Raw genomic sequence first — 25,049 nt, 5'->3', positions numbered from 1 at the left:
AATTTGAAAGCCTGTCTTTGGCTCAATCGATGATTTTCTATCATCCATTTAGCACAAAGTCGCTTAGCAGCTGGGCTTACCACTTTTTTGACAAGACATCCTTTAAAGCCACAATGTCTAAAGCTTGGTCAGCAACAAATCTTTTAAGCTTGGTATTTTCAGATTCAAGGTTCCTTAATCGTTGAGCTTCGGAAACATCCATCCCACTAAACTTTGCTTTCCATTTAAATAACAAGCTGTGCTGACTCCGTGCTTGCAACAAACTTCTGCAAGAGGTATTCCAGAGCCACCTTCTTTTAGGATTTTAATGATTTGTTCTTCTGTGAATCTTTACTTCATACTGTTTTCCTTTTTTTAAAGGATAGCATGATTTTCTACTTTCTGTTGGACCTTTTTTGCGGGGCAATGTCAGATTTAAATTACATCTAATGAGCTTTTGTAGGTGTCTTGAAAACTCGCGTGTTTATATTCGAGATTATTTTTCTCTAATAAGCTACCTTAATATTTGATTAATATTGCTTACATCCTAGTGTCGTTTCGCAGGGAAAAAGAACTCGAATTCGGCATCGACCATTTAAACTGATTGTTCAAGGGCATGATAAGCCAGATTCAAATGATCAATTAAATCAGAGGCAATCATTCCTCTTTCTGTCAGTCTTTTGCTTTTAGCTATATCACCAGCTAAGCCATGTAAAAACACTCCTAAAAGAGCTGCTTGATGGCTTTCCAAGCCTTGAGAAAGAAAAGAAGCGATAATTCCTGTTAAAACATCCCCACTTCCAGCCGTTGCCATTCCACAATTGCCTGTTGGGTTAACATAAATCGGTTGATTAGGATGAAAAATAAATGTTGGAGCTCCCTTTAAAATGAGAGTGATGTCACGTTGCTCTGCATATTGCTGACATTTTTTAAGGATGTTTTCGTTTAATATTAGGTGAGAGGTTTCTTGTAGTAACTTTTGCATTTCTCCCGTATGCGGAGTAAAAATAGTTCGTTTCGGAAGTAAAAAGGGAGTTTTTGTGTATAAAGTCAGAGCGTCAGCATCTAGAACACAAGAAGCGTTTAAATGAGGTAAACAACTTCTTAGTAAATGATCGATGGGTTGTGTAAGACCAAGACCCGGTCCGACAAAAATGGCCTTAGCTTTTTGAAGTTCCTGTAAAACTTTTTGAGTGTCTCCCAATGCATAAGGCGTTTTAATTAACTCATAAGGACTATTATTTAATTCACATCGCATGTCTTCAGGATATAACAGATGTACCATGCCACTTCCAGCTCTTAAAGCAGCCAAAGAAGGCAGCAATGCGGCGCCAGGCATAGAGCGCGAACCTGCTAAACCCATGACATAACCTGCTTGATATTTATGCCGATTACGTACAAGTTTGGGTAATAAATTTTTAATGAAAGACTTTGTTAATAAAACAAAACTAGCATTTTCTTTTGAAAATATGTTGGGTGGCAAACCAAAATCTACGAATTTTAATTGACCAACTACATTCCATCCCTGTTGTAAAAAAAATCCTGTTTTGGGGAAGCCAAGACATAGTGTTTCATTCGCTCGAATGGCTAAACCATTTATTTCTCCTGTGGATCCATTCAATCCTGAAGGAATATCAATTGATAAAATAGGAACATGACTTTGATTGGCTTTTTCAATTAATTTTATATAAGGCTCTTGAATTTTTCCTTTGAATCCTGTTCCAAATAAACCGTCGATTAGAAGCTGGTTTGAGTCAAATTGGATTTGCTGAGAAATCGTTCCGCCAAGGTTTTCAAAACGCAGCGCATTTTTTTTACAGAGTTCAGAACAATTTTCTAAAGATTCTAATTGAATAGCTGAGACACTATATCCATAATTTAATAAATAACAACCTGCTACGTAGGCATCTCCGCCATTATTGCCTTTCCCACAAAGAAGTACAATGTGATTGATGAGAGGATGTTTAAGAATAAATTCTTTAATAGCAAGCGCAATCCCATATCCAGCTTTTTCCATAAAATCTGATGCGCTAAGTCCCTGCTTAATAGCTGATTTTTCTAATTCCGATACCGCTTGGGCTGATAAGACTTGCATAATTTTATAAATGCTCTTCTTTGATCGTTCTTTTCATTAATGTACTCACAGCTTCAATAGGTTTAATAGTCCCTTGAATAATATTATAAACAGCTTCAGAAATTGGCATGATAATTTTATGTTGTTTACTTAATTGCAATGCTGAAACACACGTATAAGCTCCTTCTACAACCATACCAATTCGATTTCTTGCTTGTTCTGTGGATAGCCCTTGGGCTAAAAGTGTACCAAATCGAAAATTGCGACTAATAGGCGAACTACAAGTCACACATAAGTCACCCATTCCTGCTAGCCCATTTAATGTTTCTGCTTTACAACCACATGCCACGGATAATTTTCGAATTTCGTGCAGACCTCGCGTCATTAAAGCTGCTTTGGAGCTGCATCCCAATGCTAGACCATCGGAAATCCCACAAGCAATGCCAATAATATTTTTTAAAGCTCCTCCAAATGCGACTCCTAAAATATCAGTGTTAGGATAGACTCGAAAAGTGGGAGTCATAAATGTTTCACAAATCTCTTGGATGACTTCGGCCGTGTAACCCGTTCCAACGACAGAAGTTGGGAGTTCACGAATGACTTCTTGTGCAAAACTAGGACCGCTTAAAAAACCTATTAATGCTCTAAACTCTTCACCTAAAACTTCAATAACGACTTCTGGTAGGATCATTCCTGTATCTTGCTCAATCCCTTTGGAAGTAATGACAATAGGGCAATTAGGTAATCCTAAAGAGCGGACTTGTTCAAATACAGAGCGTAAACCTGCAGAGGTAACTGATTCAACAATCATATCCACATCTTTTAAAGCTTCAGACATATCAGTTGTGAAAGTCATTTCTCCTTTTGATAGATGACCTGCTAAAAGAGGGTGTTCTCTCGTATCCGTTAAATGTTTTGCTAATTCAGGTTTTGTTGTCCAACAGACAACTTTATGCCCCTTTGAAGCTAGTAAAGAAGCTAGGCAATAACCCCAAGCCCCTAATCCAAGGTAGCCAATTTTTTTCATACCAATCCTTTCGATGTCATCTTGATTTCCGAGAAAAAAGATCTCTCATTTTATTTTATAAAGATTTGAATTTCTGACTGTTCAATCTGCTAACAAGCAAAATGAAATCAAAACTCTTATTAATCTGAAGTTTTGGTTATTAAATGATCTTCAAACTTTTCCATTATCTTTTAGTTTGATTTTACAAATTTATTATTACCATAACACGCCATAGAATTACCGCAAAGTTGTTAGGATTTTTCGACGTCTTGATAGGAAAAATGTTTTAATCTTGCTTCGAAAACTTTTTCCCATCGCTCCATTTGAGTTGGAGCATCAATAGTAATGGGTGGAATTTTGGGAAAAGGGTCTTTTTTTTCTTTAGGCTTTCTGGATTTTGAAGGCGTTTTTTTGTCCAATATCAGTTCTTTTTTTAGAAGTTTTTGATACTCGTTTTCAAAAATTTGCTGATAATAACCAGTTGAACCTTCAATTTTTTGATCGACTTTAGGATTAGGAAGATTAGAAGGAATTGAAGTTTTTGGAGAAGTAACTGGATTAAAAAATTTAGAGCGATTTGTCAGTTTCTTTAGTTTATTTTTATAAGCTTTATTTAACCATTGAATAAAATTTTCTACGCTTTCTGTTTGAGCCTGTTTATTTCGGGCTAACTTCGCCAGTTTTTTATCTGAAGTAATGATAATTTCTTGTTGAGGTTGAGAAGAATATTTAAGAGCATCTAAAATAAATTCATCTGCTGTTTCTCCCTGGGCGGTGAATAAAATTTCAACGTTATTAAAGTGGGAACGTGTTCCTTCTCCTTCTTGAAAAGTTCCATCAAACACAATTGAAACATCTATTTTGAGTATAGAAATTTTTTTATCCAAATCTAAAATAAATTGCTCCCGAGAACTTTGCAAATTTTCATAAGCATGAACTAGTCTAAAAAGGAAATTGTATCCATCAATATAATAATGCATTTATTTAATCCCGAAGATTTTCTAAAAATGCAGAGAGTCGTTCAAAAGCTTTTCTTCTATGAGAAATACGGTTTTTAACGGCTTCGTCGATCTCGGCAAAAGTTTTTTCGTAATCGTTTTTTACAAATAACGAGTCATATCCAAATCCATTTCGTCCTCTAGCTTCATTGAGAATAAACCCTTCACAAATTCCCTGAACGCACTTTTGTAAACCAATTGGAGAAGACAACGCTAAACAACATTCATAATAAGCTGTACGGTCTTCTTTATTGATTAATTGTCTCATTTCTAAAAGAAGTTTTTTACGATTTTCTTCATCAGTTGCCTCTAATCCCGCAAACCGACGAGAATAAATACCTGGTTTTCCGCTTAACCGGGGAACAACTAAACCAGAATCATCAGCAAGAACCCATATATTGAGATGTTTAGCTGCATGCTCCGCTTTAGAAATAGCGTTTTCTTTAAAATTAGTTCCCACTTCTTCTGGACACATGTAAGCTGGAAATTGATGAAGAGATAAAATTTCTAGATGAGCAAAAGCTTTGCACATTTCTTTAAATTCACGAATTTTATGCAAATTAGTAGTTGCCAGAAGAATTTCCATAGGAACCATTTTTTTAAGGTTAGGAAGAGCAGGGTTTGGCGTTATGACCTAAATTTGGGTTTCTATTGCAGTTATAACATGCATTAGAATTAATACCAAATGACAGAAATAAACTCATTTTTTTGGTTAAGCAAAGGCGGATTTATTCAAGAAATTTGAGAAATTTGCAAAAATAGATAGCATCTTTGCAAATTTCTGAACTGAAAAGCTAAACTATAGATTAAGACTTTAAATAACTATGTAAGCTTAAAACTTTGAAAGTTTCATCTTTAAATTGAAACTGATCCCCAATTTTTTTTCCTATCATTGCTTGTGCAAATTTTGAATTGAGAGAAAGTATATTTTTTTCCGGATCTGCGTCCCAAGGCCCTAAAATTGAATATCTAATTTTTTGTCCTTGACTATCAATTAAATCAATGACACTACCAATTCCTACTTCATCAGTAAGAATATCATCAGGAGTGATAATTCGAGCACGCCCGAATTGTTCCGATAGTGTTTTTAACTCTGATTGTAATCTAGCACGGCGTTCTTGAGCAAATTTAAATTCAGAGTTTTCGCGTAAATCTCCCAGAGCTCGAGCGGCTTCAATTTCTCGCGCATTTTCTACAACTTCAACTGTTCCGATTTGACGAATTCTATCTTGAATTTTTAAGTATCCCTCTTCTGTAGTCCAAATTTCTTCATCCTCTGTTTTGGCTTGTCCTTTGCGTGGTTTGGAAGAAGCGAGGGAAGGATGAACAACACCTGCTAAAGACCGTAAAATTGTCATATCATGATCTGTTAAAGACTGACATTTAGAAGCTAAAAGTAAAATCTCTTTCGTATATTCTAAGCTTGTACCTTGTAAAAGCTCCCGTACAAGCGCGTATCGTTTCCCTGATAACATAGAATACATTTTTTTAGAAAGATCTCTATATTCAGGTCGGTTTTCTAGAGCACTAAACAAAATAAAGAAAGATTCAAAAAATTGACCAAGCCCTAACTTTGATTGGAAGGGTAAATTTTCTTCCTTGCTTAAAAGTTTCTGGAAATACCAAACAAACAATTCTGGCGATAGGCTCGGATTATCAATCAATTCTTGGAGTTTAGATTCTAAGGCTGGTTTAGTAGTAAGACCTTGATTTAATTCTTTTAATAAATAATCTCTTAATTGAGCTTGGGGTAATTCGAAAAGTAAGGTTAAGAAAAGTGAGGGCCAATCCGATCTTTGTTCTTTAACATAAACTAATGCACGTTTTTTAAAGGCAACAATGTCAATATTTTGGATAAGGGATTCAATTTTTTTAGTGCTTTGTATCAATTTACAAATTTCTTCTGTAGATGATTTATTAACAAAAAACTGTTCAAGCAATAAATGAATTTGCAACAATTGTACTTCACTTAGATCGGGAAGCTCTAAAAGATCTGTCAGTTTTGTTTGCAAAGATTTTTTTGTGTCTGTATTTTTTAAAGCATTGGCTGTATCACGCACAAAAGTATAAGTAGTTTGAATAATTTGATCTACTTCTGTTTTATTGTGCATAGCATTTTTAAGACGTTCTTCCGTGGATAACTCAGCTTTTCTTAGCAAGAAAGGTTCTCTTAAATGATCAGGGGTTTCGATCATAGGATCTTTTTTAATTTTTGCACGGGCTCCTTGCCACCATTTTGTCCAATCTTTTTCTGGGATAACAAGTACGCAAAGTTCATCTTTTATTTCTGCTGCCGTCTTTGGCCCAATATCATGAAGAAGAAGTTTAATAAGATTAACAGGATTATCACGTCCTTCTTTTTCTAAACTGTCGGGGTCAGCAAAACGTCTTGCTAAAAAATGTTTAGGGGATAAAGGAACTAGGGTTTTAAGTGCATTAGCAAAAGAGAGGTCTTTACGTCCTGAAATATTTTCGAATTCAATGACCAAATGCTCCCGAACAAAAGAGACATCCATGATTTCTCCTGTTCCCCAGCCAGCATTATGAAAAACCATATTACCTTTTGCTAAGTGACTAATTAAATCATATTTAGAAATGGCTCCCTGGAATTGATCTTTGCCTCTTAATCCAGCAAGTTTTAATCTCTCTTGAAATTTAGGATGATTACCGTGATATTTTTGAAGGGTTTCTAATGTTAAATCTATTAAAGTGGGATGATTGGTAGTTTGAATGTCGATGAGTAATCGCAAAATTTCGTAAGATTGCTCTGGGTCCGTGATTGTTTTCCAAAGAGGGAGGGCTGTTTCGATTATTTGCCCAAAGTGTTTGCTTAAATCGGATGATTTAATTGCCTTTAAAAGTTGGCTAAATTCTTCGAAATCTACCGTATCACTTGTGCAATATTCCTCCCATAAAACGAGAAATTTATGAAAATCTCGATTATTGATTTGCGTCAAAAACTCCTTCAAATACCCCATTACCGAACCTTAAGTTATGTCTCCATTTTAAGAGAATCTTTGGATGTCATGGTTGATGTTGAGTGGAGAATATTAATCAAACACACACGCTTTCTCATTCCTTCTACTATAAACAAATCTTCACTTTTTACAGATAAGAGTAGTTTCTACTTGGGATCGCAACGATGAAAGCGAAATTGAACAACCAATCAATTTTTCAAATTCTCTAAGTCCAAGACTGTTTTTTCATTTTTTATAAGCGATTTGTGAAATAAATATAACCTTTTCAGTTTATTAATTTCAATGTTAGTTTATAAAAACCTTTTGAAAGTATAATAATCTCAATTTTGAATATTTTTTTGAAATTCATGCCCTTTTTGATTAAATTTTTCTAAAGAGAAGACTCTTTTAATTTCCCCTTATTCGAAGTTTTCGTGCGAAAAAAGTTAAGAAAAAAATATTTTATCGAAATTTCGATTTGAGCTATGTATCAAATAATTTTTTTATGTTAGGCTGTAAATTGATACAAGCATTGAGGTGATTATGGCTCTCCCAGATAAGTCAAAAAACAAAAAAAAAGAATCCACTCTTTTTGGATTAGAAAATAAATCTAGTCCTTTAACCGAGTTGGATCAATTCGACCCCGATAAAATGACGCTTTCAGATGTGGAAAATATGATTTCTAAGGTGAAAATTTTACATGATGAAATTGATCGAAAACTAGATGATATTTTTCAAAAATCGGGTTGGACTTCTAAGCAGATTAAAACTTATTTAGATAATCCTAATAATTTTACCGTGGATGAATGGGAAAAAGTTCAAAGAGACCGTCAAAAATTGATGAATACTCTAAAAACAGGAAAAGATTTACAAGCAGCTTCCATTTCAAGTGTGAAGACAGAGCAAAATTCAAAATTAACGCGAGAGCGTCGGGGTAAAACGATTGGAGCTCGCCGTAATTGGATTTCCATGCAATAAGATAGAGGTGTTTTTTTATTCCTATTAGGTGAAGCAGCAGCTAATAGACGTGGATTTCAGGATCTCAAATAAGCGGGAATAAATTTTAGATAGATTTTCAAAAAAGCATCACAGCGTTGTTTTATACTTTTTTTTCATTATTATTGTTATTACTTTTTATATTTTTTTAAAAATTGATAGGGTAAATTTTTGTCAATCCATTTGCAATTTCAAATTTTTACTGAAAAACTCTCTTTTTGCTTGTTCAATTTCAGGTTAACCTCTTAATTCAGGCTAGCAAATAATTGAAATTAAGGTATTCGAAATATCCAAAATTTTGTTGTAGACAGAGGAAACACTATGAATTTAAAAAAAGTCTATCTTTTTTCTTCAATCATGACACAATATGGAGTGTTAAATTATTTTTTAAAAGAACTTAATAATGCCTTAAATAGACAAGGAGTTATTTGCCGGATTATTGAGGCTAAAAAAGATGATCCTCGTTCTTTTTTAGAAGAATTATTAAATGATCCTCCCGATTGTACTTTATCTTTTAATGGATTGTTACCTGATGAAGAAGGACATTTTTTAGCAGATATGATCAAAATTCCTCACGTTGCTTATTTAACCGATGCTCCTAACCATTTTTTTTCTTTAGCTAAAAGTTCTTACACTATTATTGGTTGTATTGATCGCAATTTTTGTCAGACATTTCGAGATTTTAAAGCTCCTCATGTTCTTTTTTTGCCTCATGCGGTGAGTAAAACGTCAGCCCCCTCTTTTGCACATAAGCCAATTTACGATGTTTTAATGCTAAATTCTTTTATTGATTATGAGGCCATACGCCAAGAGTGGAAGGAAAAATATCCTCCAGAACTTATTCACGTATTAGAAGAGGCGGCGGAATTAACACTCAATGAGCAACAAATATCCTATATGCAGGCCTTAATTCAAACTTTAGATCAACATTTGCGAGCAGGTAAAGCAATTGATCCAAGGCAAATTAATTTTGAATTACTTTTAGATGATTTAGAGGTATACGTTGGAGGAAAAAGTCGCGTAGAAATTATCCAAGCTATTGATGGGGCAACTGTTCATATTTTCGGATCTCAACCACACGTCGGAGGCTGGAAAAAATACCTAGGTCAAAAAGATAATGTTAAAATTCACGCTCCTGTTTCTTTTATTGAAGCGCTTGAATTAATGAAGCAATCTAAAATTCTTTTAAATTGTACCCCGGAAATCAAACAAGGTGCTCATGAAAGAATTTTTAGTGGTCTTGCGAGCGGAGCCGCTGTGCTGACTTTAGATACTCCTTATATTCGAGAACAATTTGTTGATGAAGAAAATATTTTAATGTTTGGCCCTCGAAAATGGAAAGAACTTAATCAAAAAATTCGCACTTATTTATCCGATGATGAAAAGAGATATCGAATTGCAGGTAAGGGACGTGAAAAAATTATGCAAGATCATACGTGGGACCAACGTGCGATCACTTTAATTCAAGAATTACCTTCTATGTTAGAAAAAATACGCTCTCAAAATACTGAATAGTTGATTTTGAGTTTATTGCTTATTAATGGTATATTTTTTACAAGTAAATGAAAAAAAATTCATTTAGTTGTTTATTGTTTCCAAACACAATAATTTATTTATTCCCTAATCTACTTAACTTTGATTCTTTTTAATGTCTTCTTCCTTCCCTAATGAAAAATTAAAAAAATGGTTCCTGTCTTCAAAAAGAGATCTACCTTGGAGACAAAATCCAACACCTTATGCAGTTTGGATTTCTGAGGTCATGCTGCAACAAACGCAAGTTGCCGTTGTCATTCCCTATTTTAATCGTTGGATGCAAGCATTTCCTTCTATTGAAGCTTTAGCTATAGCATCTTTAGAAGAAGTAATTAAAGCTTGGGAAGGGCTTGGTTATTACTCGCGAGCGCGTCATTTACATCAAGGAGCTCAATATTTAGTTGAGCATTGCCAAGGAGAACTTCCAGCAGATGAAAAGGAATTAAAAAAAATTAAAGGGCTAGGACCTTATACTATCGGAGCTATCTTAAGTTTTGCTTTTCATCAAAAAAAAGCAGCTGTTGATGGAAATGTTTTACGCGTTTTAGCTAGATATTTTCAAGTTGAAGAAGATATTGCGAAAACTTCCACGATAAAAAAATTGCGGGATTTTGCAGAATCTATTTTGCCAGATGAAGAGTCTTGGATATCTTCTGAGGCTTTAATTGAATTGGGAGCGACAATTTGTAGCCGTAAAGCGATATGTCAGGAATGTCCATTAAAAAGTAATTGTCAAAGTTATTTGCATGGATTAAGAGATAAACTTCCTATTAAAACAAAGGCAATTAAAACACAATATTTGTATAGAGCTGTTGCGATAGTGAAATGTGGGGATTATTTTTTAGTAAAAAAAGGAAAAAAAGGAGAAATTATGTCTGATCTTTACGAATTTCCCTTTTTTGAAGTTTCTCAAGAGGGAATTACATTTAAAGAATTACAAGAAAATATCAAGTTGCATTGGAATTTATCTGTACATCTTTTGCAATCACTATCCTCTATTGAACACGGCTTTACTCGTTATCAAGCTAGGTTAGACCCTTGTGTTTTCAATTGTCTAGAAATGTCTCCTGTAAAAGATCTGGAATGGCTAGATACGAAGTCTCTTAAGCAGAAAGCTTTTTCTTCAGGTCACCGTCGCATTTTTCAGAGCCTTCTTTCTTTAGATATCGATTAACTTCAGCAAGTTTTAAATATTTATAAAAGGCTGTTGAGCCATTATAAAAACTGATTTCGAATCCCTCCTGCCCATCTAAAAAGCCTCTTTTAATAATATAGCTTTTAAAAAACGAAAAAAGTCCGTGTGATAAGGCTTTCACAAATGAAGAAGATTTGCGCCCTTTATATTGCTCTGCAAACAAAGTGGAATAGGATTGCATTTTAGAGAGAAAGTCAGATATTTGATCATATGAGTAGTGTTTCAAAGGAGATTGGAGATGAACGTGAGTCAGCTCTGTTGCGATAATGGCTTCATGGACTTGAACATTAGTAAAATGTGTTTCTTGTTTATTGTAAAGTCGAATTTGCCTATCTGGGCTCCATCCACACCCTTTAATCCATTTTCCTCGATATTCATTACGTCTGGGAAACGAATACACATGTTTGGATTTTAGCTGTAATTGGGAAATTTCAATTGCTAACTCTCTTGTGACAACTTCATCACTATCTATTGATAAAATCCAATCATTTTTAGCTAGGTTCGAAGCTGTATTATGCGTAGGTCCAAAACCTTTAAATGGTTCATGATAAATTGCGACATTTGTAAACTGTTTAGCAAGCGAAACAGTTTCATCTTGCGACCCTGTATCACAGATTACAACTTCATCAAAACCTTTCAAAGCTTGTAGGACTTCTCTTAGATATTTTTGGCTATTTTTTGTTAAAATAGTGACACTAATGGGAAAAGAAGAGGTCATATCATTTCACCATTCTTTAATATTTGAATTGCTTTTAAAACACGTTCAGCATGTCCATCAACTTGAGCAGGACTTTCAATCCATCTTATTAAACCTTTAGCATCTACGATGAAAGTAGATCGTATAACTCCCATTTTTGTTTTGCCAAAGATTTTTTTTTCTTGCCAAACTCCAAATAAGTCACACATTTCATGGGAAGAATCGCTCAGTAAAGTAAAATTGAGTTGATGCTTGTGACTAAATTTTTCATGTGATTTTAAGGAATCGGGGCTAATTCCAATAATACGTGTTTCAAATTTTTCGAAAGAAGTTTTGATATCTCTAAATTGGCAAGCTTGCAACGTACAGCCAGGGGTATCATCTTTGGGATAAAAATATAGAACATAAATTTGCCCCAATAAATTAGTTGCAGAAAAGAGTTGATTTTGTTCATCCAATGCTTTGAATGAAGGCACTTGTTGCTGGACTGAAACGCGAAGATTCATAATTTGATCCTAAAAAATTTTCTTGATTATTAACCTAAACTTTGGATTTATTATAATATTAAAACAAAAAAAACATATATTCGTTTATTTTTAAATTTAAAAAACTTACTTTATTTATCCAAGATGGTATGATCCCTAAAACCATCTCTATTTAAATCATGAAAATATATGAACTGTTGCTTTGCATGAAATTATTAATACGTTTTTATCTATAGGTTTTTTTGATGGAAAATAAAACTTTTTCTTCATTCCCTCCTGTTTTTTTACAATCCAATATCATTAAAAGGCCAAGAAGAAATAGACGTACAGCCGCTATAAGGGGTCTTGTTCAAGAAAATCATTTACATCCAAGTCAACTAATAGCTCCTCTTTTTGTTTTAGAAGGTAAACAACAACAAATAGCCATTAAAAGCATGCCAGGCATTTTTCGTTATTCGATCGACGAAATGTTAAAAGAAGTAAAGTCCCTTTATCAATTAGGTATCCGCGCTGTGGATCTATTTTGTTACATTGAGGGCGACAAAAAAGATTCTTTTGCTTCAGAAGCTGTTAGGTCAGGAAATTTATTTTGTCGAGCAATTCAAACTTTAAAAGAAGGTTTTCCCGATCTTTGTGTGATGATGGATGTGGCTTTAGATCCTTTTACAAGTCATGGACATGATGGAATAACCAATGAAAAAGGGGAAATTGATAATGATCTAACTTTACCTATTTTAGCTCAAATGTCTATCTTGGCAGCAGAAGCTGGAGCAGATGTTGTAGCTCCGAGTGATATGATGGATGGGCGAATTGGCTATATTCGACACGCTCTTGATCAAGAAGGTTATCAGCAAGTAGGTATTTTGTCTTATGCAGCCAAATACGCTTCAGCATTTTACGCTCCATTTAGAGAAGCTCTTCACTCTGTTCTTCAATTTGGAGATAAAAAAACCTATCAGATGAACCCCGCAAATTCAAGAGAAGCAATGCTAGAATGCCAACTTGATGAACAGGAAGGGGCCGATCTCATTTTGATCAAACCAGCTTTGGCTTATTTAGATATTATAGCAAAAATTAAAGAGCAAACGCATTTACCTGTTGGTGCTTATCATGTGAGTGGAGAATATGCTATGGTAATGGCTGCAGCATTAAATGGTTGGTTAGACGCTGATAAAGTATTTGAAGAATCACTTCTTTCGATAAAAAGGGCTGGAGCGGATTTTATCTTAACTTACGCAGCTCGTCGAGTAGCTGAAAATCTTCAAAAGCAGTTTTGAACTAAAAATAAATTAGATGATTCAAGCAATCTTATATCTATTATCTCTACTGGCGATTTTGATTGATCATAAGATATAACTCGGTTCCGGTATAAGCTCTGACACCAATATCCCTTAGCCAAGCAGACATTCCGTACCCCCATTTAGAGCGGCTACTTTTTGTATAAAAAATATCAAGAGGAAGAGAAAAATAAAGTCCTTTGTCATGATAAGTTTGGCCATTGATGACATCATGACCATTAGTATACGTTACCCAAAAGCCAATCCTCAAGCCACTTAGAAAATAGCGGGAAATTTCAGTCCGGACTCCAAAATCATCTGCCAAGAATTTTCCAGCGCTTATCTTAAATTCTAATCCTGTATTTTTCCAGTCATAATAAATATTCAGGAAATATTGAGAGCCAATAAACTTTAAATAATGAGGGGTAAACCCATCTAATTTACGAATTTTACTGGTAAAATCGACACCATGTGGAGTACGTTTTTTTAAGATAGCAAAATCCATTCCAATCGCCCAGTTAGAATTAACAGGGTAATAAAGCCACTCTGTTCCCACACCACCATACTCTTGCTCTAACAAACCTAATGAAATTCTGGTATACCATCCACTACCCCAATTCCAAACTTTTTCGAGATAAGCCTCATCGATTGTAATGGATTTTTGTTGAAAATAGTTAATAATGTCCGTTCGAACGTTAATCAGTTGAGAAGGGTTTAAGCGATCAACACTGTGAATATCGTGTAAATTGGACAGGGCAAAATATCCAAATTTAATAGAATAGTAAACATTGTTTTGAAGAAAGCCATTCAAAGCTAGTGTAAGACCAAGCGCATATTTAAATTTACCCCGCGAACTTCCAAATAAAGTATGAACTTTAGGAAGCAATTCTAAATTAAACCACTCTCGTTTCTTTGTGAAGAGAAGTTTAGATTTAAAGGGATTTGGATAACTAACTTCATGCATAGGGGTTAAAATGCCCAATTCATAGCCACCTATGGCTTGTTCTTTGTAAAGTCTGATATACTCCATGTTAAAGTGATATTCTTGAATAAGTGCTGGGACTGCATCAAGAACAACAATAACTTCATCAATATTTTCAGGTGTTAATGCTCCAAGAAGAGCATATAATCTTTCTCTGAAGCGTTGTTCTTCTCGATAAGCCATATTGCACACTTTTAGTCGCAATGTGAGTTTTTCTTGTTCATTGCTTAACCAAGCTTCTAATAAATCGATTCCTTGATCACGCATTGCATATGTCAAATCTTGAACGATGGCATCATCAGGTCTTAAAGCTCCTATTGCTTGCGTGTTAACAGGTGATTTATAAGGCAGGGGATCTGAGATTTTTGGAATCATTCCTTTTGTTGATCCAAAATTATAATAGCTGGAAGCACTAAAAGCTATAGCATCTCCTCTAATATAAGAGATGGATAAATCGATACTATCCCAAAGGCGATATTTAATACCGATATTCCAAGGAGTATGTTTAATTCTCCCTTTAGGGTGCCTTTCTAGCGTCTCATCTTTATAAGGAATGGCGTCATATTCTAAAATAAAAGCGAGGTTTTGAAAATAAATCCATTTTGTTTGCCTAAAAGGAAACCAAGTCATACCCCCAAACCATTTATGGATACGATGAGCTCCATAGCCTAAGCTAATTTCCAGATTATTCTTAAGAAATACCTGTGTTAAAACAATATAATAAGCTTTAAAAGCTTGTGTTCCTAAAAAATCTTCCATTCCTATGGCTAATCCAGGTAAGTCATAATGACTTGCTTCTGGGCTAAATAAAGATAGTTTAACGTTAGCACCTTTATCAGAAAAATCTCCAAATCCTAAAGGTGTTAATACAGGATCAGCTACTCCTCTAAAAACCCGGTAGTTTCCCGATATTTCCAAAAAGTCGACCAACTGAAAACGTAAGTTATAAGAGTAATAAGGAGGAACCCAAGTATAGCCAGTACCAATTTCGCCTTCTTGTCCCATTCTTGCAGAAGGCATTGCAAAATAACCACCTTGTAAGAGATGATTATATGTCACAGGTAAGCGTTCATTTTGTCGTCTATTCCAATACTCCACTATCTCAAGATCTTCCATCAAATTAGCTTGAGGATCATCGCAGACAAACTCTAAAGAATAAACGTTTGAGCAAGTTAGGATAAGAAAAAAGGGGATAAGAGAAGATAAGATTTTTTGGTAATCGAGCATAATCAGAAGAAACGACTTGACACTTTACTTTAACTTAATAAACTTTGAAATAACGATTCGTGATATTTACACTTTTCATCTATTGATTAATTTAGGGCATGAAAATTTATTTTTTTCATCAATGTGCGTCTAAAATAAATAAATTATTCTGATGAATGGTATAGGAAGAAAAAGCATAAGACGCAAATTGCTTAAAAGCAAGAATTATACTAATTTTTGGAGAAACAATAGGAGGAAAGGTGTTAATTCAAAATTTTTTTCTGCAATTAGTGATCATTCTGTTTGCAGCTCGTTTCTTAGGAGAAATTGCTTCGAGGTGTAATATTCCTTCCGTCATAGGGGAACTTTTCGCAGGTATTTTGATAGGGCCAAGTTTATTTGGACTTATTGCTCCCACAGATACCATTAAACTTTTGTCTGAAATTGGTTTAATTTTATTGCTTTTTGAAGTTGGCTTAGAAACTGACTTATCAAGGTTAGCTAAAACTGGTTTTAAACCTTTTCTTGTAGCGTTAGGAGGGATTATTTTTCCTTTTGCCGCAGGTTTTATGATTAGCTACAATATATTTTATTTGAGTTTACTCACTTCTTTATTCATTGCCAGTACGTTAACTGCAACAAGTATTGGGATTACTATTAGAGTATTAACAGATCTTAAAAAGCACACGAGTGATGAAGCTCAAATCGTTTTAGGAGCAGCTGTCGTTGATGATATATTAGGGATTATTATTCTTTCTATGCTTTATGAATTTTCTGTAAGTGGAGGAATAGATTTATTAAATGTTAGTAAAATCATTATATTAGTTTTCTTATTTTTATTCCTTGCACCGATTGCTGCTAAGTTGATATCGCAAATCGTTAAATATTATGAGATTAAAAGTGCAACTCCTGGATTAATTCCCACCATTATCATTTCATTGATTTTATTCTTTGCTTGGCTTGCTCATCAAATGGGCGCACCGGCATTACTGGGTGGGTTTGCAGCGGGTTTGGCCCTTTCAAGACAATTTTTTATTCCATTTCTTTCTATGCAGCAAAACATTCATTTTGCTCATCGTGTAGAAGAACAAATGAAACCAATTGTTCACCTTTTTACCCCTATTTTTTTTGTGACGATTGGCTTATCCTTAAATTTAAGAGCCATTGATTGGAGCTCATTTTTTATTTGGTCTTTATCATTAGCGATTTTAGCAGCGGCAATTTTAGGAAAATTTGCGTCAGGATTTTTATTATTTAAAGATTCTAAATGGGTGAAATGGGCTGTCGGATTAGCGATGATACCACGGGGTGAGGTAGGGTTAATTTTTGCGGAAGTTGGAAAGAATGTGAAAATTTTTAACGATGATACTTACGCCTCAATGATTATTGTCATTACCATCACAACAATTATTGCTCCCATATTGCTGAGAATGTTTTACTCTTATAAAGAGAAGAATTTTGTTAAACTTTTAAGTAAAGACAAAGCAAAGTAAAGATTGAGTATGACGTTGCGCTTGCTTAAAACCCAATTTTTCAATTAATTTTTGTTTTTTTAATCGAATTTTAAGGATGAAATTCATGAGCCATATAAAAATCACTAAAGGATTAGATATTCCCATCAAAGGAAAACCGGAAGGAATTCCTAAACTTTTAGTGGCGAGTGGAGAAGCACATGCATTGAAAAATCCTGTTCAAATTGCTCTTGATTTCAATCCTTTTGAAGATTTGCGTTTTAAATTATTGGTTCAAGTTGGTGAAAAAGTAAAATTAGGACAACCTTTAGCAGAAGATAAGGATACACCGGGACGCTATTTTGTTTCTCCAGCAGGAGGGGTCATTCGGGAAATTCGAAGGGGGCTTAAAAGAAGACTTCTCGATATTGTGGTAGAAACTTCTAATCACGAAGAAGTTAAAAAACATCCTCTTTTAAGTTTAAATACAGCATCTAGAGAAGAACTTGTTGAGGCTTTAATGACAGGAGGGCTATTTGCTCGGATTCGGCAAAGACCATTCAATTTTTTAGCCAATCCTCAGCAAATTCCTCGTAGTATTTTTGTTAAGGCTGTGGAATCAGCTCCCTTTACACCTCCACCAGACATGCAGGTAAAAGGATATGAGAAAGAATTTCAAGAAGGTTTAAAAACGTTAGCAAAATTAACAAATGGAGCGGTTCATCTTATTTATCAAAAAGATAATTTAGCGCCAGCTTTTTTTAATGCGGAAGGTGTTCAAAAGCATACTGTAGAAGGGCCTCATCCTATTGGAAATGTTTCTTTACACATTCAACATATTGATCCTATTTATTCTCCTCAAGATGTTATTTGGACCTTAGATGTACATACTGTTGTTGCAATTGGTTATTTTTTACTTCACGGTGAATATTTGGTTAATCGGGTGATAAGTATAGCTGGGACAGGTATTTTAGAAGGTGAGACAGGGTTTTTTCAAGTTCGCGAAGGATTTCCTATTTCTTCCCTAATTGCAGGTCGCATTACTAAAGGGGTGGTGAGGTTTATTTCTGGTAATCCGTTAAATGGGCGTCAAGTATCCGCAGAAGATTTTCTTGGTTATTATGATTATGTGTTTTGCGCTATTCCTGAAAACATCAATCGGGAATTTATGCATTTTTTCCGTTTAGGAATTGATAAATATACGTTTAGTAAAACGTATTTATCAGGTCATTTAGATAACTCTCAACGGGAATATGATTTTACAACAAGTCAACATGGCGAAGAGCGCGCTTTTATCGATAGTACTTTATACGATAAAGTGAATCCTCTTTCTGTTTCAATTATGCATCTTGTAAAAGCAGTTTTAGCGGAAGATTATGACCTTGCAGTGGAATTAGGCTTATTAGAAGTTGATGCTGAGGATTTTGATTTGGCTACATTTGTAGACCCTTCTAAAATTGAAATGAGCCAAATTATTCGACAAGGATTAAAGCGTTACGCCGCAGATATTCTTAAGTAATATTTTTGATTTTGGATTGACGGGGGCGAAGTCTAGGAATTGCGTTAAGAAGCTCTTTTGTATAAGTACTTTGGGGATTTTCAAAAATTTGTATATTAGAGCCACTTTCGATTATTTTTCCTTTATAAAGCACAACAATGTTGTCAGCAATATGTTTGATGACAGAAAGATCGTGAGAAATAAATAAATAACTTAAATCTAAAGTTTCTTTTAATTCGATGAGTAAATTGAGTATTTGTGCCTGAATTGAAACATCCAAAGCAGAAACAGCTTCATCACAAATAATTAATTTTGGATTCAAGGCAATCGCACGTCCAATGCAAATACGTTGTTGCTGACCTCCTGAAAATTCGTGAGGGTACCTATTCATAATATCAGGAGAAAGGCCAATTTTTTGTAAAACATCCACTACTTTTTCAATTTGTTCTTCTTTAGTTTTTACTATGCCATGATAGAAAAGAGCTTCTCCTATACTATCAAGGATTGTTTTTCTTGGATTTAAGGAGGCATAAGGATCTTGAAAAACTATTTGAATATTTTTTCTTATTTTTTTTAGTTCATTTTTAGAGAGATCTCGAAGAGATTGCCCCGAAAATAAAATTTGCCCTTCAGTCGGTTCTATGAGTCGCACAGCTGCTCTAGCAGCAGTACTTTTTCCGCTTCCGGATTCACCAACCATTCCTAATACTTCACCTGTTTTAATTGAAAAATCAATATCATCAACGGCTTTAAAGACTTCAATCTCTTTTCGAAATAAACCAGCCATGATTGGAAAATATTTTTTTAGCCCTTTGACACAAAGTAAAAATTCTGTCATGGCCTCTCCAATGGAGAATTTTTAAGTTTGGATTGACTTTCTAAAGAACCATCATACAACCAACATTTTACTATGTGGTTATCTGGCAGAGAAAAACTAAGTACCTCTCCCTGACGACATTTTTCCATAACAAAAGGGCAACGAGGATGGAAGCGACACCCTTTTGGGAGTTTTTTATAAGAAGGTACTTGTCCGGGAATGGGCTTTAATTTACCTTGCTTACCTTGTAAAGAAGGTTTAGATTCAAAAAGACCTAAAGTATAAGGATGCGCTTTGTGGTAAAAAATATCTTCTACATGCCCTTTTTCGACGCTTTGTGCTGTATACATGACGATCACCTCGTCGGCCATTTCTGCAACAACACCCATATCGTGAGTGATTAAAAGTAGGGCCATCCCGTTTTTTTCTTGAAGATTGCGAATTAGTGATAATACTTGTGCTTGAATAGTGACATCTAAAGCTGTCGTTGGCTCATCTGCAATTAAAATATCTGGTTCACACATTAACGCCATTGCAATCATTACGCGTTGTTTGAGTCCACCTGATAGTTGGTGTGGGTAGGCATTAAGTTTACTTTCTGCATCGTTTATTCCAACTGCTTCTAAAGATTCTTTAGCTCGTACCCATGCCTCGTCAGGATCAAGGTTGAGGTGAAAATAAGCTACTTCAATTAATTGATTACCAATGGTATAAACAGGATTTAGCGCACTCATAGGATCTTGAAAGACCATGGCAATTTTTGATCCTCGGATATGACGCATCTCTTTTTCCGTTAGCTGAATCAAATTTTGGCCTCGATAAAGAATTTCTCCTTTTATGGGCAAAGTTGGAGGGGTTGGCAAAATACGAAGAAGAGAATGGGCTGTCATTGATTTACCACAGCCTGATTCTCCTACAAGCGCTAAAGTTTTGCCAGCATATAGTTCAAAATCAAGCCGATCGACAACATTCCAACAATCTTTGCCGCTGCGTAACTGAATCGTTAGATTGCGAACTTGTAAAATTGGTGGTTGCTTAGACATTAATCCTCATATTAGCCTTGCGAAAAAGTTTATAATGGTGAGGATTCTATTATTTATCAAAATAATAAATGAGAGAGATTAGAAGTTTTGATAAAAGGGAATTTCCCTCGATTTAGAATTCAAAATCATCTATACTTGTATGGGTAAGTCATTTAATCAATGCCGACTTTTACATTTAATGATCTAAATTGTTCTAACAAGCGAAAAAAATCACTTATGCTGACGATTTTACGTTTATTTGGCCGTTCTCCGTTTGCCCCTTTGCAATCTCATATGGAAACTGTTGCTTGTTGCGTCCATCAATTGCCATTTCTTTATGAGGCAATTGAAAATCGTGATCAACCATTAATTGAGAATATTGCCAATGAAATATCGGCAATTGAGCATCAAGCTGACACGATAAAAAATGATATTCGTAATCATCTTCCAAAAAGTTTATATCTTCCGATTGGCCGTGAAAGTTTATTAGATATTTTATCGATCCAAGATAGTATTGCGGATACTGTTGAAGATATCGCAGTAGTCGCTACTTTTAAACCCTTAGAAATTCTACCAAGTTTTAAAGAAGAGTTTAAGCAATTTTTGCTCAAAAATATTGAAACATTTGATGGAGCTAAACTTATTATCAATGAATTACATGAATTGATTGAATCTTCCTTTGGGGGAAAAGAAGCTGAAAAGGTTAGAGCAATGGTGGAAGACGTGGCTTTAAAAGAACATGAGGTTGATCTCATTCAAAGACAATTATTAAAAAAAATATTTCAGTCCGAAGAAGCGTTGACTTATCTTACTTTTAGTCAATGGCAACGCTTAATTGAAAGCTTAGCGTCAATTTCTAATCTTTCAGAAAACTTGGCAAATCGCGTTAGAATGGTTTTAGAATTGAAATAAATCTTATGATCATTTGTTGCTAAAGGAATAAGTAAGAGATTCAATAAGGAGTTATGGATACTGCGCTACTCATTTTGATTTTGATCACCGGATTTTATATGGCTTGGAGCATAGGAGCTAATGATGTTGCCAATGCTATGGGAACATCTGTTGGCTCAGGTTCATTAACTTTGCGCCAAGCTGTTTTGATTGCCGCTGTTTTAGAATTTTGCGGCGCTTTTTTCTTTGGTTCCCATGTTTCTAAAACTGTGCAAAGTGGGATTATTGATCCAGATGTTTTTAATTATGATCCCAAACTGCTAGTTTTTGGAATGCTTGCTTCTTTAGGTTCTGTGGGAATGTGGCTTCAATTAGCGTCCTATTTTGGTTGGCCTGTTTCAACGACACATTCAATTGTTGGCGCGATTGTAGGTTTTGGTGCTGTTTTTGGAGGGATAAAGGCCGTATACTGGAAAGAAGTGTGTTATATTATTACCAGTTGGATTTTTTCTCCTATTTTAGGAGGGATTATTGCTTACTATATTTTTTCTCTTTTAAGAAAAAGAATTTTTTATGCTTTAAATCCTCTGGAAGAAACGCGTCGTTTAACACCATTTTTAGTTTTTGTGGTTACCCTTATTCTAGCTGTGGTTGTTATTTTTGAAGGGCTGCATAATTTAAATGTAGAATTTTCGTTAACAAGTAAAATTTTGATGACACTTGCGATTGGCTTGATGGGTTCTTTCGTTAGTTATTTATTAGTACGCCGAATTCCTATTATTCCCCAAGAAAAACTCTCTGTTCCTTACAATTCTGAAGCTTTACATTCTTTGGAAAAGGCTCGTAAATATCTGCAAAGATTTAGAATGAAGTCTGCTGGAGAAGCTCAATACACTGCAGGATTATTATTAGAAGAAGTAGAGGCCCTCTCAAAAACTTTTGAATCAAAGATTAATACAGATCATACACATGTTGAATATGTTCAAGTGGAAAAAATATTTGCTTATTTGCAAATTATGACTGCTTGTATGATGGCTTTTGCACATGGAGCTAATGATGTTGCTAATGCTATAGGTCCTTTATCAGCTGCAGTGGCTATTTTGACAACTGGTTTATTTGCTGTTGATGCTCCCGTTCCTACTTGGGCTCTTGCATTAGGTGGAAGTGGAATTGTTATAGGGTTAGCAACCTGGGGGTGGAGGGTTATTGAGACAATTGGAAAAAAAATTACAGAATTAACAGCTAGTCGAGGTTTTGCTGCTGAATTTGGAGCGGCTACAACGATTGTCATCGCTTCTAGGTTTGGTTTACCTATTTCAACAACACACACGCTTGTGGGTGCTGTTTTGGGAGTGGGGTTTGCTAGAGGCCTTGAAGCAGTTAATTTAACAACGACCCGTGATATTTTAGTTTCTTGGATTGTGACAGTTCCTATTGGAGCTTTGTTAGCAATTATATTGATTTATCCGATCCAAGCAATATTTGGGTAAATAGACAAGAGAATTGGTTTAATCGAAGGAGATAAAAATGTCTAAAATTTCTCTACCATCAACACGCTTGTTATTTAAGCTAGGGCTAGGCTTTTTAGCTACTTTACTTTTATTCGCAAGAATTGGTTATAGTTATGGTCAAACGAATCATTCTATATCTGATGCAATTTTGCAAGGATCTATTCAAATCCAAGCTTCTAAACTCATCGATCCAAATTCCTCAGAAAAAGTTCAGCCAGGAACTCCTGTTCAACTATCTGTTATTGTTGAAAATAAGGGATCTCAAGCAAGCCCTAAAGGAGATATCTATTTGTGTTATGGATTTGCAAAACCTTTAGATAAAGAAAATGGCAGCATTCTTTTCCAGACTGAAAAGCAAGCATTTCCTTCGATTGATCCGGGTAAAAGCGTGATTATTTCTTTTTCTACCCCTCATCTACTGCCTTCCATTTTAGATTTTGTGCGAAATGATTGGACGCTACGAGAATATCAAGCTATTGCTGTTCTTAATGGAGAAGAGCATTTGATTGGTTCACTTGCAATGACATTTTCAGCTTATTATTATCCAGGAATGCATAAGGAATTTCCAACAATAATTTCTGTTCCTTTACCCTAGTCGTAGGCACTCTGAGTTAGTCAAGACGATTGTACCTAATTTGTTCGTTAAAGATATTTGAACAAATAACACAATTAGAGTGATTTATTCAAATATTAGCAAAAATTCAAAAAGAATTTGGAATTCTTTATCGATTTTTTTTGAATCAGCTTATATATCTTATATATCATGCGAATGTAATTTAGGATCGAGTGCATCCCTTAATGCGTCACCCACAAGAGCGATTGCCACTAGAAGAATAGTAAGTAAAGTGGCAGGGGGCCAAAGTAAATAACTTTCGGAAGGAAAAGCACTTCGCCCCTCATCCATTAAGACCCCCCAGGAGCTAGATCCTTCTTCTCCTAAACCTAAAAAGGAAAGTCCTGTCTCGCTGGTAATAGCTCCCATAATGGCAAAAGGAACGAGAGTAAGTAAGGGGGGAATTGCATTGGGAAGAAGATGAGAAAACATGATATACCGATTACTAAATCCTTGTGCATGACAAGCTTCGACATAGGGTAGTTGTTTCTGTCTAAAAAATTCTCCGCGAATAAAACGGCTAAATCCTGTCCATCCAAATAGACCAATAATGGCAATCACTAAGAAAATCGATTTATTTTGTAAAAAAGCGACAATCATTAATAACATAAAAAAGGTTGGCATTGACTCCCAGATTTCAATTAATCGATATGTGATCATATCTATTTTGCCTCCATAATAACCTGAAACGGCTCCAACTGGAATTCCAATCAGTAGCGCAATCACGATAGAAAGAAGGCCCACTGAAAGGGAAACACGGATACCAAAAATTAAAGCAGCGACCATGTCTTTGCGATTGACTCGTGTTAATTCCCACCAACTTATGTGTTTGTTCAAAGCTTGTTCTCCTCCTGCATCGTCTTCCCAATGAAAAGGGCGCAATAAAGGCATAATTTCATACTTAAGCTTGGGTATTTGGTTTTCAAGCCATACTTGTTTATCATGAAGATAATCCAATTGACTTTGCGCACGTTCGTAAGTGTCAACAATGTTTTTTGAACTTAGTAAGCTCTCTTTCTCTTGAGGAGAAATTTTGGTTAAGTACTCCCATGTTTGCCAAGAAGGTAAGTGATCGAGAGAGTTTGTTTGACATTTATCCATCAATGCATTTATATGTGCTTTAGCCTGCGGATAAACTGCTTGATTTTGAGTGACTAAAATTTGCTGCCTTTCAATTTCTTGTTTTTCGTGTCGTTTTTCTTGCTGCCATAAAGAGGCAATTGAGTAACTCTCATTTTTTTTCATTTTTTCAACAGTCAAAAATGCATGAGCTTCCGCTTTTAATCGTCGATCTTGATTAAGTCTTTGTTGATAACGTAAAACCAAATTAAGCCTAGCATAAGGGGTCATATACGATAACTCTTTTTCCCAATTCGGAGTAAAAGAAGGCGCTAGAAGTGGATTTGCTTTTTTAAAATTGAGTTGTTTTTGAATAGCTTGTTGTCTTTTCTCATTAAGTTCTAAGCTTGTTGAAGGGTCTTGATCATTATGATATAAAATTCCTAAAAACAAAATGATTTGTAGAAGGCATAAAAAAATAAAAGTCCATAGGCGATAAGTGTGTCGTTTTTTGAATAAACACCAAGTGGCTATAAAAAGTGGTAAAGTAAAAATGAGTAAATTGTAGAAAATATCAAGGGGTTTTGTGAAAAAACCAGGAAAAAAGAGATAGCGAAAAAGAGGGAAGTACCAATTTCCTTCATATTGGACCACAATAGGTTTACTAGAAGCTAAAAAAGGAGCGTAGATACCCGCTAAACAAAATAAACACACAACGATTAAAGCAAATATGGCAAGAGGATTTTGTTTAAATTGTTTCCAAACAGTCTGCCAATAGGTGTAAGAAGAATAATGATGCATA

Annotated in this window: 21 protein-coding genes and 1 pseudogene; 10 read left to right on the top strand and 12 right to left on the bottom strand. The window is 34.9% G+C overall.

Annotated features, from left to right (window positions below; translation table 11 throughout):
* The 6 genes and pseudogenes from BU804_RS14670 to BU804_RS04760 form a co-directional block, all read right to left on the bottom strand.
* Positions 1–312: pseudogene (locus tag BU804_RS14670) on the bottom strand (transposase); the annotation flags it as partial.
* 262 nt (positions 313–574) lie between these two features.
* The gene (locus BU804_RS04780; RefSeq protein ID WP_075883191.1) at positions 575–2,074 is read right to left on the bottom strand and encodes a bifunctional ADP-dependent NAD(P)H-hydrate dehydratase/NAD(P)H-hydrate epimerase; all 1,500 of its coding nucleotides are present in this window, start codon (positions 2,072–2,074) and stop codon (positions 575–577) included.
* Between the two features lie 4 nt (positions 2,075–2,078).
* Positions 2,079–3,080, bottom strand: a complete 1,002-nt coding sequence (locus BU804_RS04775) for an NAD(P)H-dependent glycerol-3-phosphate dehydrogenase (RefSeq protein WP_075883190.1) — start codon at positions 3,078–3,080, stop codon at positions 2,079–2,081.
* A 230-nt stretch (positions 3,081–3,310) separates the two neighbouring features.
* A complete protein-coding gene (locus tag BU804_RS04770; protein WP_075883189.1) occupies positions 3,311–4,039 on the bottom strand; it encodes an NYN domain-containing protein in 729 nt (242 codons plus the stop codon).
* Positions 4,040–4,043: 4 nt separating this feature from the next.
* Entirely contained in the window at positions 4,044–4,643 is a 600-nt protein-coding gene (gene rdgB / locus BU804_RS04765) for an RdgB/HAM1 family non-canonical purine NTP pyrophosphatase (RefSeq protein WP_075883188.1), read from the bottom strand.
* Positions 4,644–4,863: 220 nt separating this feature from the next.
* Positions 4,864–7,014 carry a GreA/GreB family elongation factor gene (locus BU804_RS04760; RefSeq protein ID WP_255371570.1) on the bottom strand — a complete coding sequence of 717 codons (2,151 nt, stop codon included), beginning with the start codon at positions 7,012–7,014 and terminating at the stop codon, positions 4,864–4,866.
* Between BU804_RS04760 and BU804_RS13780 the strand changes: the two genes are divergently transcribed.
* The 4 genes from BU804_RS13780 (at position 6,985) to mutY (ending at position 10,717) form a co-directional block, all read left to right on the top strand.
* Complete coding sequence (locus tag BU804_RS13780) at positions 6,985–7,203, top strand: hypothetical protein (RefSeq protein WP_162272902.1); 219 nt, start codon at positions 6,985–6,987, stop codon at positions 7,201–7,203. The two genes, BU804_RS04760 and BU804_RS13780, sit on opposite strands and share 30 nt — an antisense overlap.
* Before the next feature lie 354 nt (positions 7,204–7,557).
* Entirely contained in the window at positions 7,558–7,992 is a 435-nt protein-coding gene (locus BU804_RS04755; protein ID WP_042281562.1) for a hypothetical protein, read from the top strand.
* Between the two features lie 339 nt (positions 7,993–8,331).
* On the top strand, positions 8,332–9,525 hold the full coding sequence (locus BU804_RS04750; protein WP_075883186.1) for a glycosyltransferase family protein: 1,194 nt from the start codon (positions 8,332–8,334) through the stop codon (positions 9,523–9,525).
* Positions 9,526–9,658: 133 nt separating this feature from the next.
* Positions 9,659–10,717, top strand: a complete 1,059-nt coding sequence (mutY, locus tag BU804_RS04745) for an A/G-specific adenine glycosylase (protein WP_075883185.1) — start codon at positions 9,659–9,661, stop codon at positions 10,715–10,717.
* On the opposite strand, the gene BU804_RS04740 is transcribed toward mutY, so the two are convergent.
* Entirely contained in the window at positions 10,647–11,456 is an 810-nt protein-coding gene (locus tag BU804_RS04740; protein ID WP_075883184.1) for a glycosyltransferase family 2 protein, read from the bottom strand. The two genes, mutY and BU804_RS04740, sit on opposite strands and share 71 nt — an antisense overlap.
* A complete protein-coding gene (gene bcp / locus BU804_RS04735; protein WP_075883183.1) occupies positions 11,453–11,941 on the bottom strand; it encodes a thioredoxin-dependent thiol peroxidase in 489 nt (162 codons plus the stop codon). The genes BU804_RS04740 and bcp overlap by 4 nt, the downstream gene beginning before the upstream one ends.
* 224 nt (positions 11,942–12,165) lie before the next feature.
* On the opposite strand from bcp, the gene hemB reads away from it, so the two are divergent.
* Positions 12,166–13,197, top strand: coding sequence for a porphobilinogen synthase (gene hemB, locus BU804_RS04730; protein WP_193427215.1), 1,032 nt, complete (start codon positions 12,166–12,168; stop codon positions 13,195–13,197).
* A gap of 46 nt (positions 13,198–13,243) precedes the next feature.
* On the opposite strand, the gene BU804_RS04725 is transcribed toward hemB, so the two are convergent.
* Positions 13,244–15,406, bottom strand: coding sequence for a YjbH domain-containing protein (locus BU804_RS04725; RefSeq protein ID WP_075883182.1), 2,163 nt, complete (start codon positions 15,404–15,406; stop codon positions 13,244–13,246).
* Positions 15,407–15,645: 239 nt separating this feature from the next.
* On the opposite strand from BU804_RS04725, the gene BU804_RS04720 reads away from it, so the two are divergent.
* On the top strand, positions 15,646–16,878 hold the full coding sequence (locus BU804_RS04720; protein WP_075883181.1) for a cation:proton antiporter: 1,233 nt from the start codon (positions 15,646–15,648) through the stop codon (positions 16,876–16,878).
* An 85-nt stretch (positions 16,879–16,963) separates the two neighbouring features.
* Positions 16,964–18,355, top strand: a complete 1,392-nt coding sequence (locus BU804_RS04715) for a Na(+)-translocating NADH-quinone reductase subunit A (protein ID WP_075883180.1) — start codon at positions 16,964–16,966, stop codon at positions 18,353–18,355.
* Here the strand turns inward: BU804_RS04715 and BU804_RS04710 are convergent.
* Complete coding sequence (locus BU804_RS04710; RefSeq protein ID WP_042281541.1) at positions 18,348–19,172, bottom strand: ABC transporter ATP-binding protein; 825 nt, start codon at positions 19,170–19,172, stop codon at positions 18,348–18,350. The genes BU804_RS04715 and BU804_RS04710 overlap by 8 nt on opposite strands.
* The gene (locus BU804_RS04705) at positions 19,169–20,194 is read right to left on the bottom strand and encodes an ABC transporter ATP-binding protein (protein WP_075883179.1); all 1,026 of its coding nucleotides are present in this window, start codon (positions 20,192–20,194) and stop codon (positions 19,169–19,171) included. Before BU804_RS04705 ends, BU804_RS04710 begins: the two co-directional genes overlap by 4 nt.
* A gap of 216 nt (positions 20,195–20,410) precedes the next feature.
* Between BU804_RS04705 and BU804_RS04700 the strand changes: the two genes are divergently transcribed.
* Genes BU804_RS04700 through BU804_RS04690 form a run of 3 tightly spaced genes read left to right on the top strand, consistent with a single transcriptional unit; the run spans position 20,411 to position 23,170 of the window.
* Positions 20,411–21,085, top strand: a complete 675-nt coding sequence (locus tag BU804_RS04700; protein WP_075883178.1) for a TIGR00153 family protein — start codon at positions 20,411–20,413, stop codon at positions 21,083–21,085.
* A 53-nt stretch (positions 21,086–21,138) separates the two neighbouring features.
* Positions 21,139–22,554, top strand: a complete 1,416-nt coding sequence (locus BU804_RS04695; RefSeq protein WP_075883177.1) for an inorganic phosphate transporter — start codon at positions 21,139–21,141, stop codon at positions 22,552–22,554.
* Between the two features lie 37 nt (positions 22,555–22,591).
* Positions 22,592–23,170 carry a hypothetical protein gene (locus tag BU804_RS04690; RefSeq protein WP_075883176.1) on the top strand — a complete coding sequence of 193 codons (579 nt, stop codon included), beginning with the start codon at positions 22,592–22,594 and terminating at the stop codon, positions 23,168–23,170.
* A 159-nt stretch (positions 23,171–23,329) separates the two neighbouring features.
* On the opposite strand, the gene BU804_RS04685 is transcribed toward BU804_RS04690, so the two are convergent.
* Positions 23,330–25,048 carry an ABC transporter permease gene (locus tag BU804_RS04685; protein WP_075883175.1) on the bottom strand — a complete coding sequence of 573 codons (1,719 nt, stop codon included), beginning with the start codon at positions 25,046–25,048 and terminating at the stop codon, positions 23,330–23,332.
* Position 25,049: the final 1 nt, after the last annotated feature.

The organism is Candidatus Protochlamydia sp. W-9 (assembly GCF_001950615.1).
In the GTDB taxonomy this organism is placed as follows: domain Bacteria; phylum Chlamydiota; class Chlamydiia; order Chlamydiales; family Parachlamydiaceae; genus Protochlamydia; species Protochlamydia amoebophila.
The sequence above is the reverse complement of the archived record's forward strand: the minus strand, read 5'-3'. Positions and strand labels throughout refer to the sequence as shown.

Bases quoted from the DNA above. Each gene is read 5' to 3' on its own strand.
- BU804_RS04710 (WP_042281541.1), bottom strand. From the start codon at position 19,172: ATGACAGAATTTTTACTTTGTGTCAAAGGGCTAAAAAAATATTTTCCA.
- BU804_RS04770 (WP_075883189.1), bottom strand. From the start codon at position 4,039: ATGCATTATTATATTGATGGATACAATTTCCTTTTTAGACTAGTTCAT.
- BU804_RS04715 (WP_075883180.1), top strand. From the start codon at position 16,964: ATGAGCCATATAAAAATCACTAAAGGATTAGATATTCCCATCAAAGGA.
- BU804_RS04775 (WP_075883190.1), bottom strand. From the start codon at position 3,080: ATGAAAAAAATTGGCTACCTTGGATTAGGGGCTTGGGGTTATTGCCTA.
- hemB (WP_193427215.1), top strand. From the start codon at position 12,166: ATGGAAAATAAAACTTTTTCTTCATTCCCTCCTGTTTTTTTACAATCC.
- BU804_RS04700 (WP_075883178.1), top strand. From the start codon at position 20,411: ATGCTGACGATTTTACGTTTATTTGGCCGTTCTCCGTTTGCCCCTTTG.
- mutY (WP_075883185.1), top strand. From the start codon at position 9,659: ATGTCTTCTTCCTTCCCTAATGAAAAATTAAAAAAATGGTTCCTGTCT.
- BU804_RS04725 (WP_075883182.1), bottom strand. From the start codon at position 15,406: ATGCTCGATTACCAAAAAATCTTATCTTCTCTTATCCCCTTTTTTCTT.
- BU804_RS04695 (WP_075883177.1), top strand. From the start codon at position 21,139: ATGGATACTGCGCTACTCATTTTGATTTTGATCACCGGATTTTATATG.
- bcp (WP_075883183.1), bottom strand. From the start codon at position 11,941: ATGAATCTTCGCGTTTCAGTCCAGCAACAAGTGCCTTCATTCAAAGCA.
- BU804_RS04755 (WP_042281562.1), top strand. From the start codon at position 7,558: ATGGCTCTCCCAGATAAGTCAAAAAACAAAAAAAAAGAATCCACTCTT.
- BU804_RS04740 (WP_075883184.1), bottom strand. From the start codon at position 11,456: ATGACCTCTTCTTTTCCCATTAGTGTCACTATTTTAACAAAAAATAGC.
- BU804_RS04690 (WP_075883176.1), top strand. From the start codon at position 22,592: ATGTCTAAAATTTCTCTACCATCAACACGCTTGTTATTTAAGCTAGGG.
- rdgB (WP_075883188.1), bottom strand. From the start codon at position 4,643: ATGGAAATTCTTCTGGCAACTACTAATTTGCATAAAATTCGTGAATTT.
- BU804_RS04750 (WP_075883186.1), top strand. From the start codon at position 8,332: ATGAATTTAAAAAAAGTCTATCTTTTTTCTTCAATCATGACACAATAT.
- BU804_RS13780 (WP_162272902.1), top strand. From the start codon at position 6,985: ATGAAAATCTCGATTATTGATTTGCGTCAAAAACTCCTTCAAATACCC.
- BU804_RS04685 (WP_075883175.1), bottom strand. From the start codon at position 25,048: ATGCATCATTATTCTTCTTACACCTATTGGCAGACTGTTTGGAAACAA.
- BU804_RS04705 (WP_075883179.1), bottom strand. From the start codon at position 20,194: ATGTCTAAGCAACCACCAATTTTACAAGTTCGCAATCTAACGATTCAG.
- BU804_RS04780 (WP_075883191.1), bottom strand. From the start codon at position 2,074: ATGCAAGTCTTATCAGCCCAAGCGGTATCGGAATTAGAAAAATCAGCT.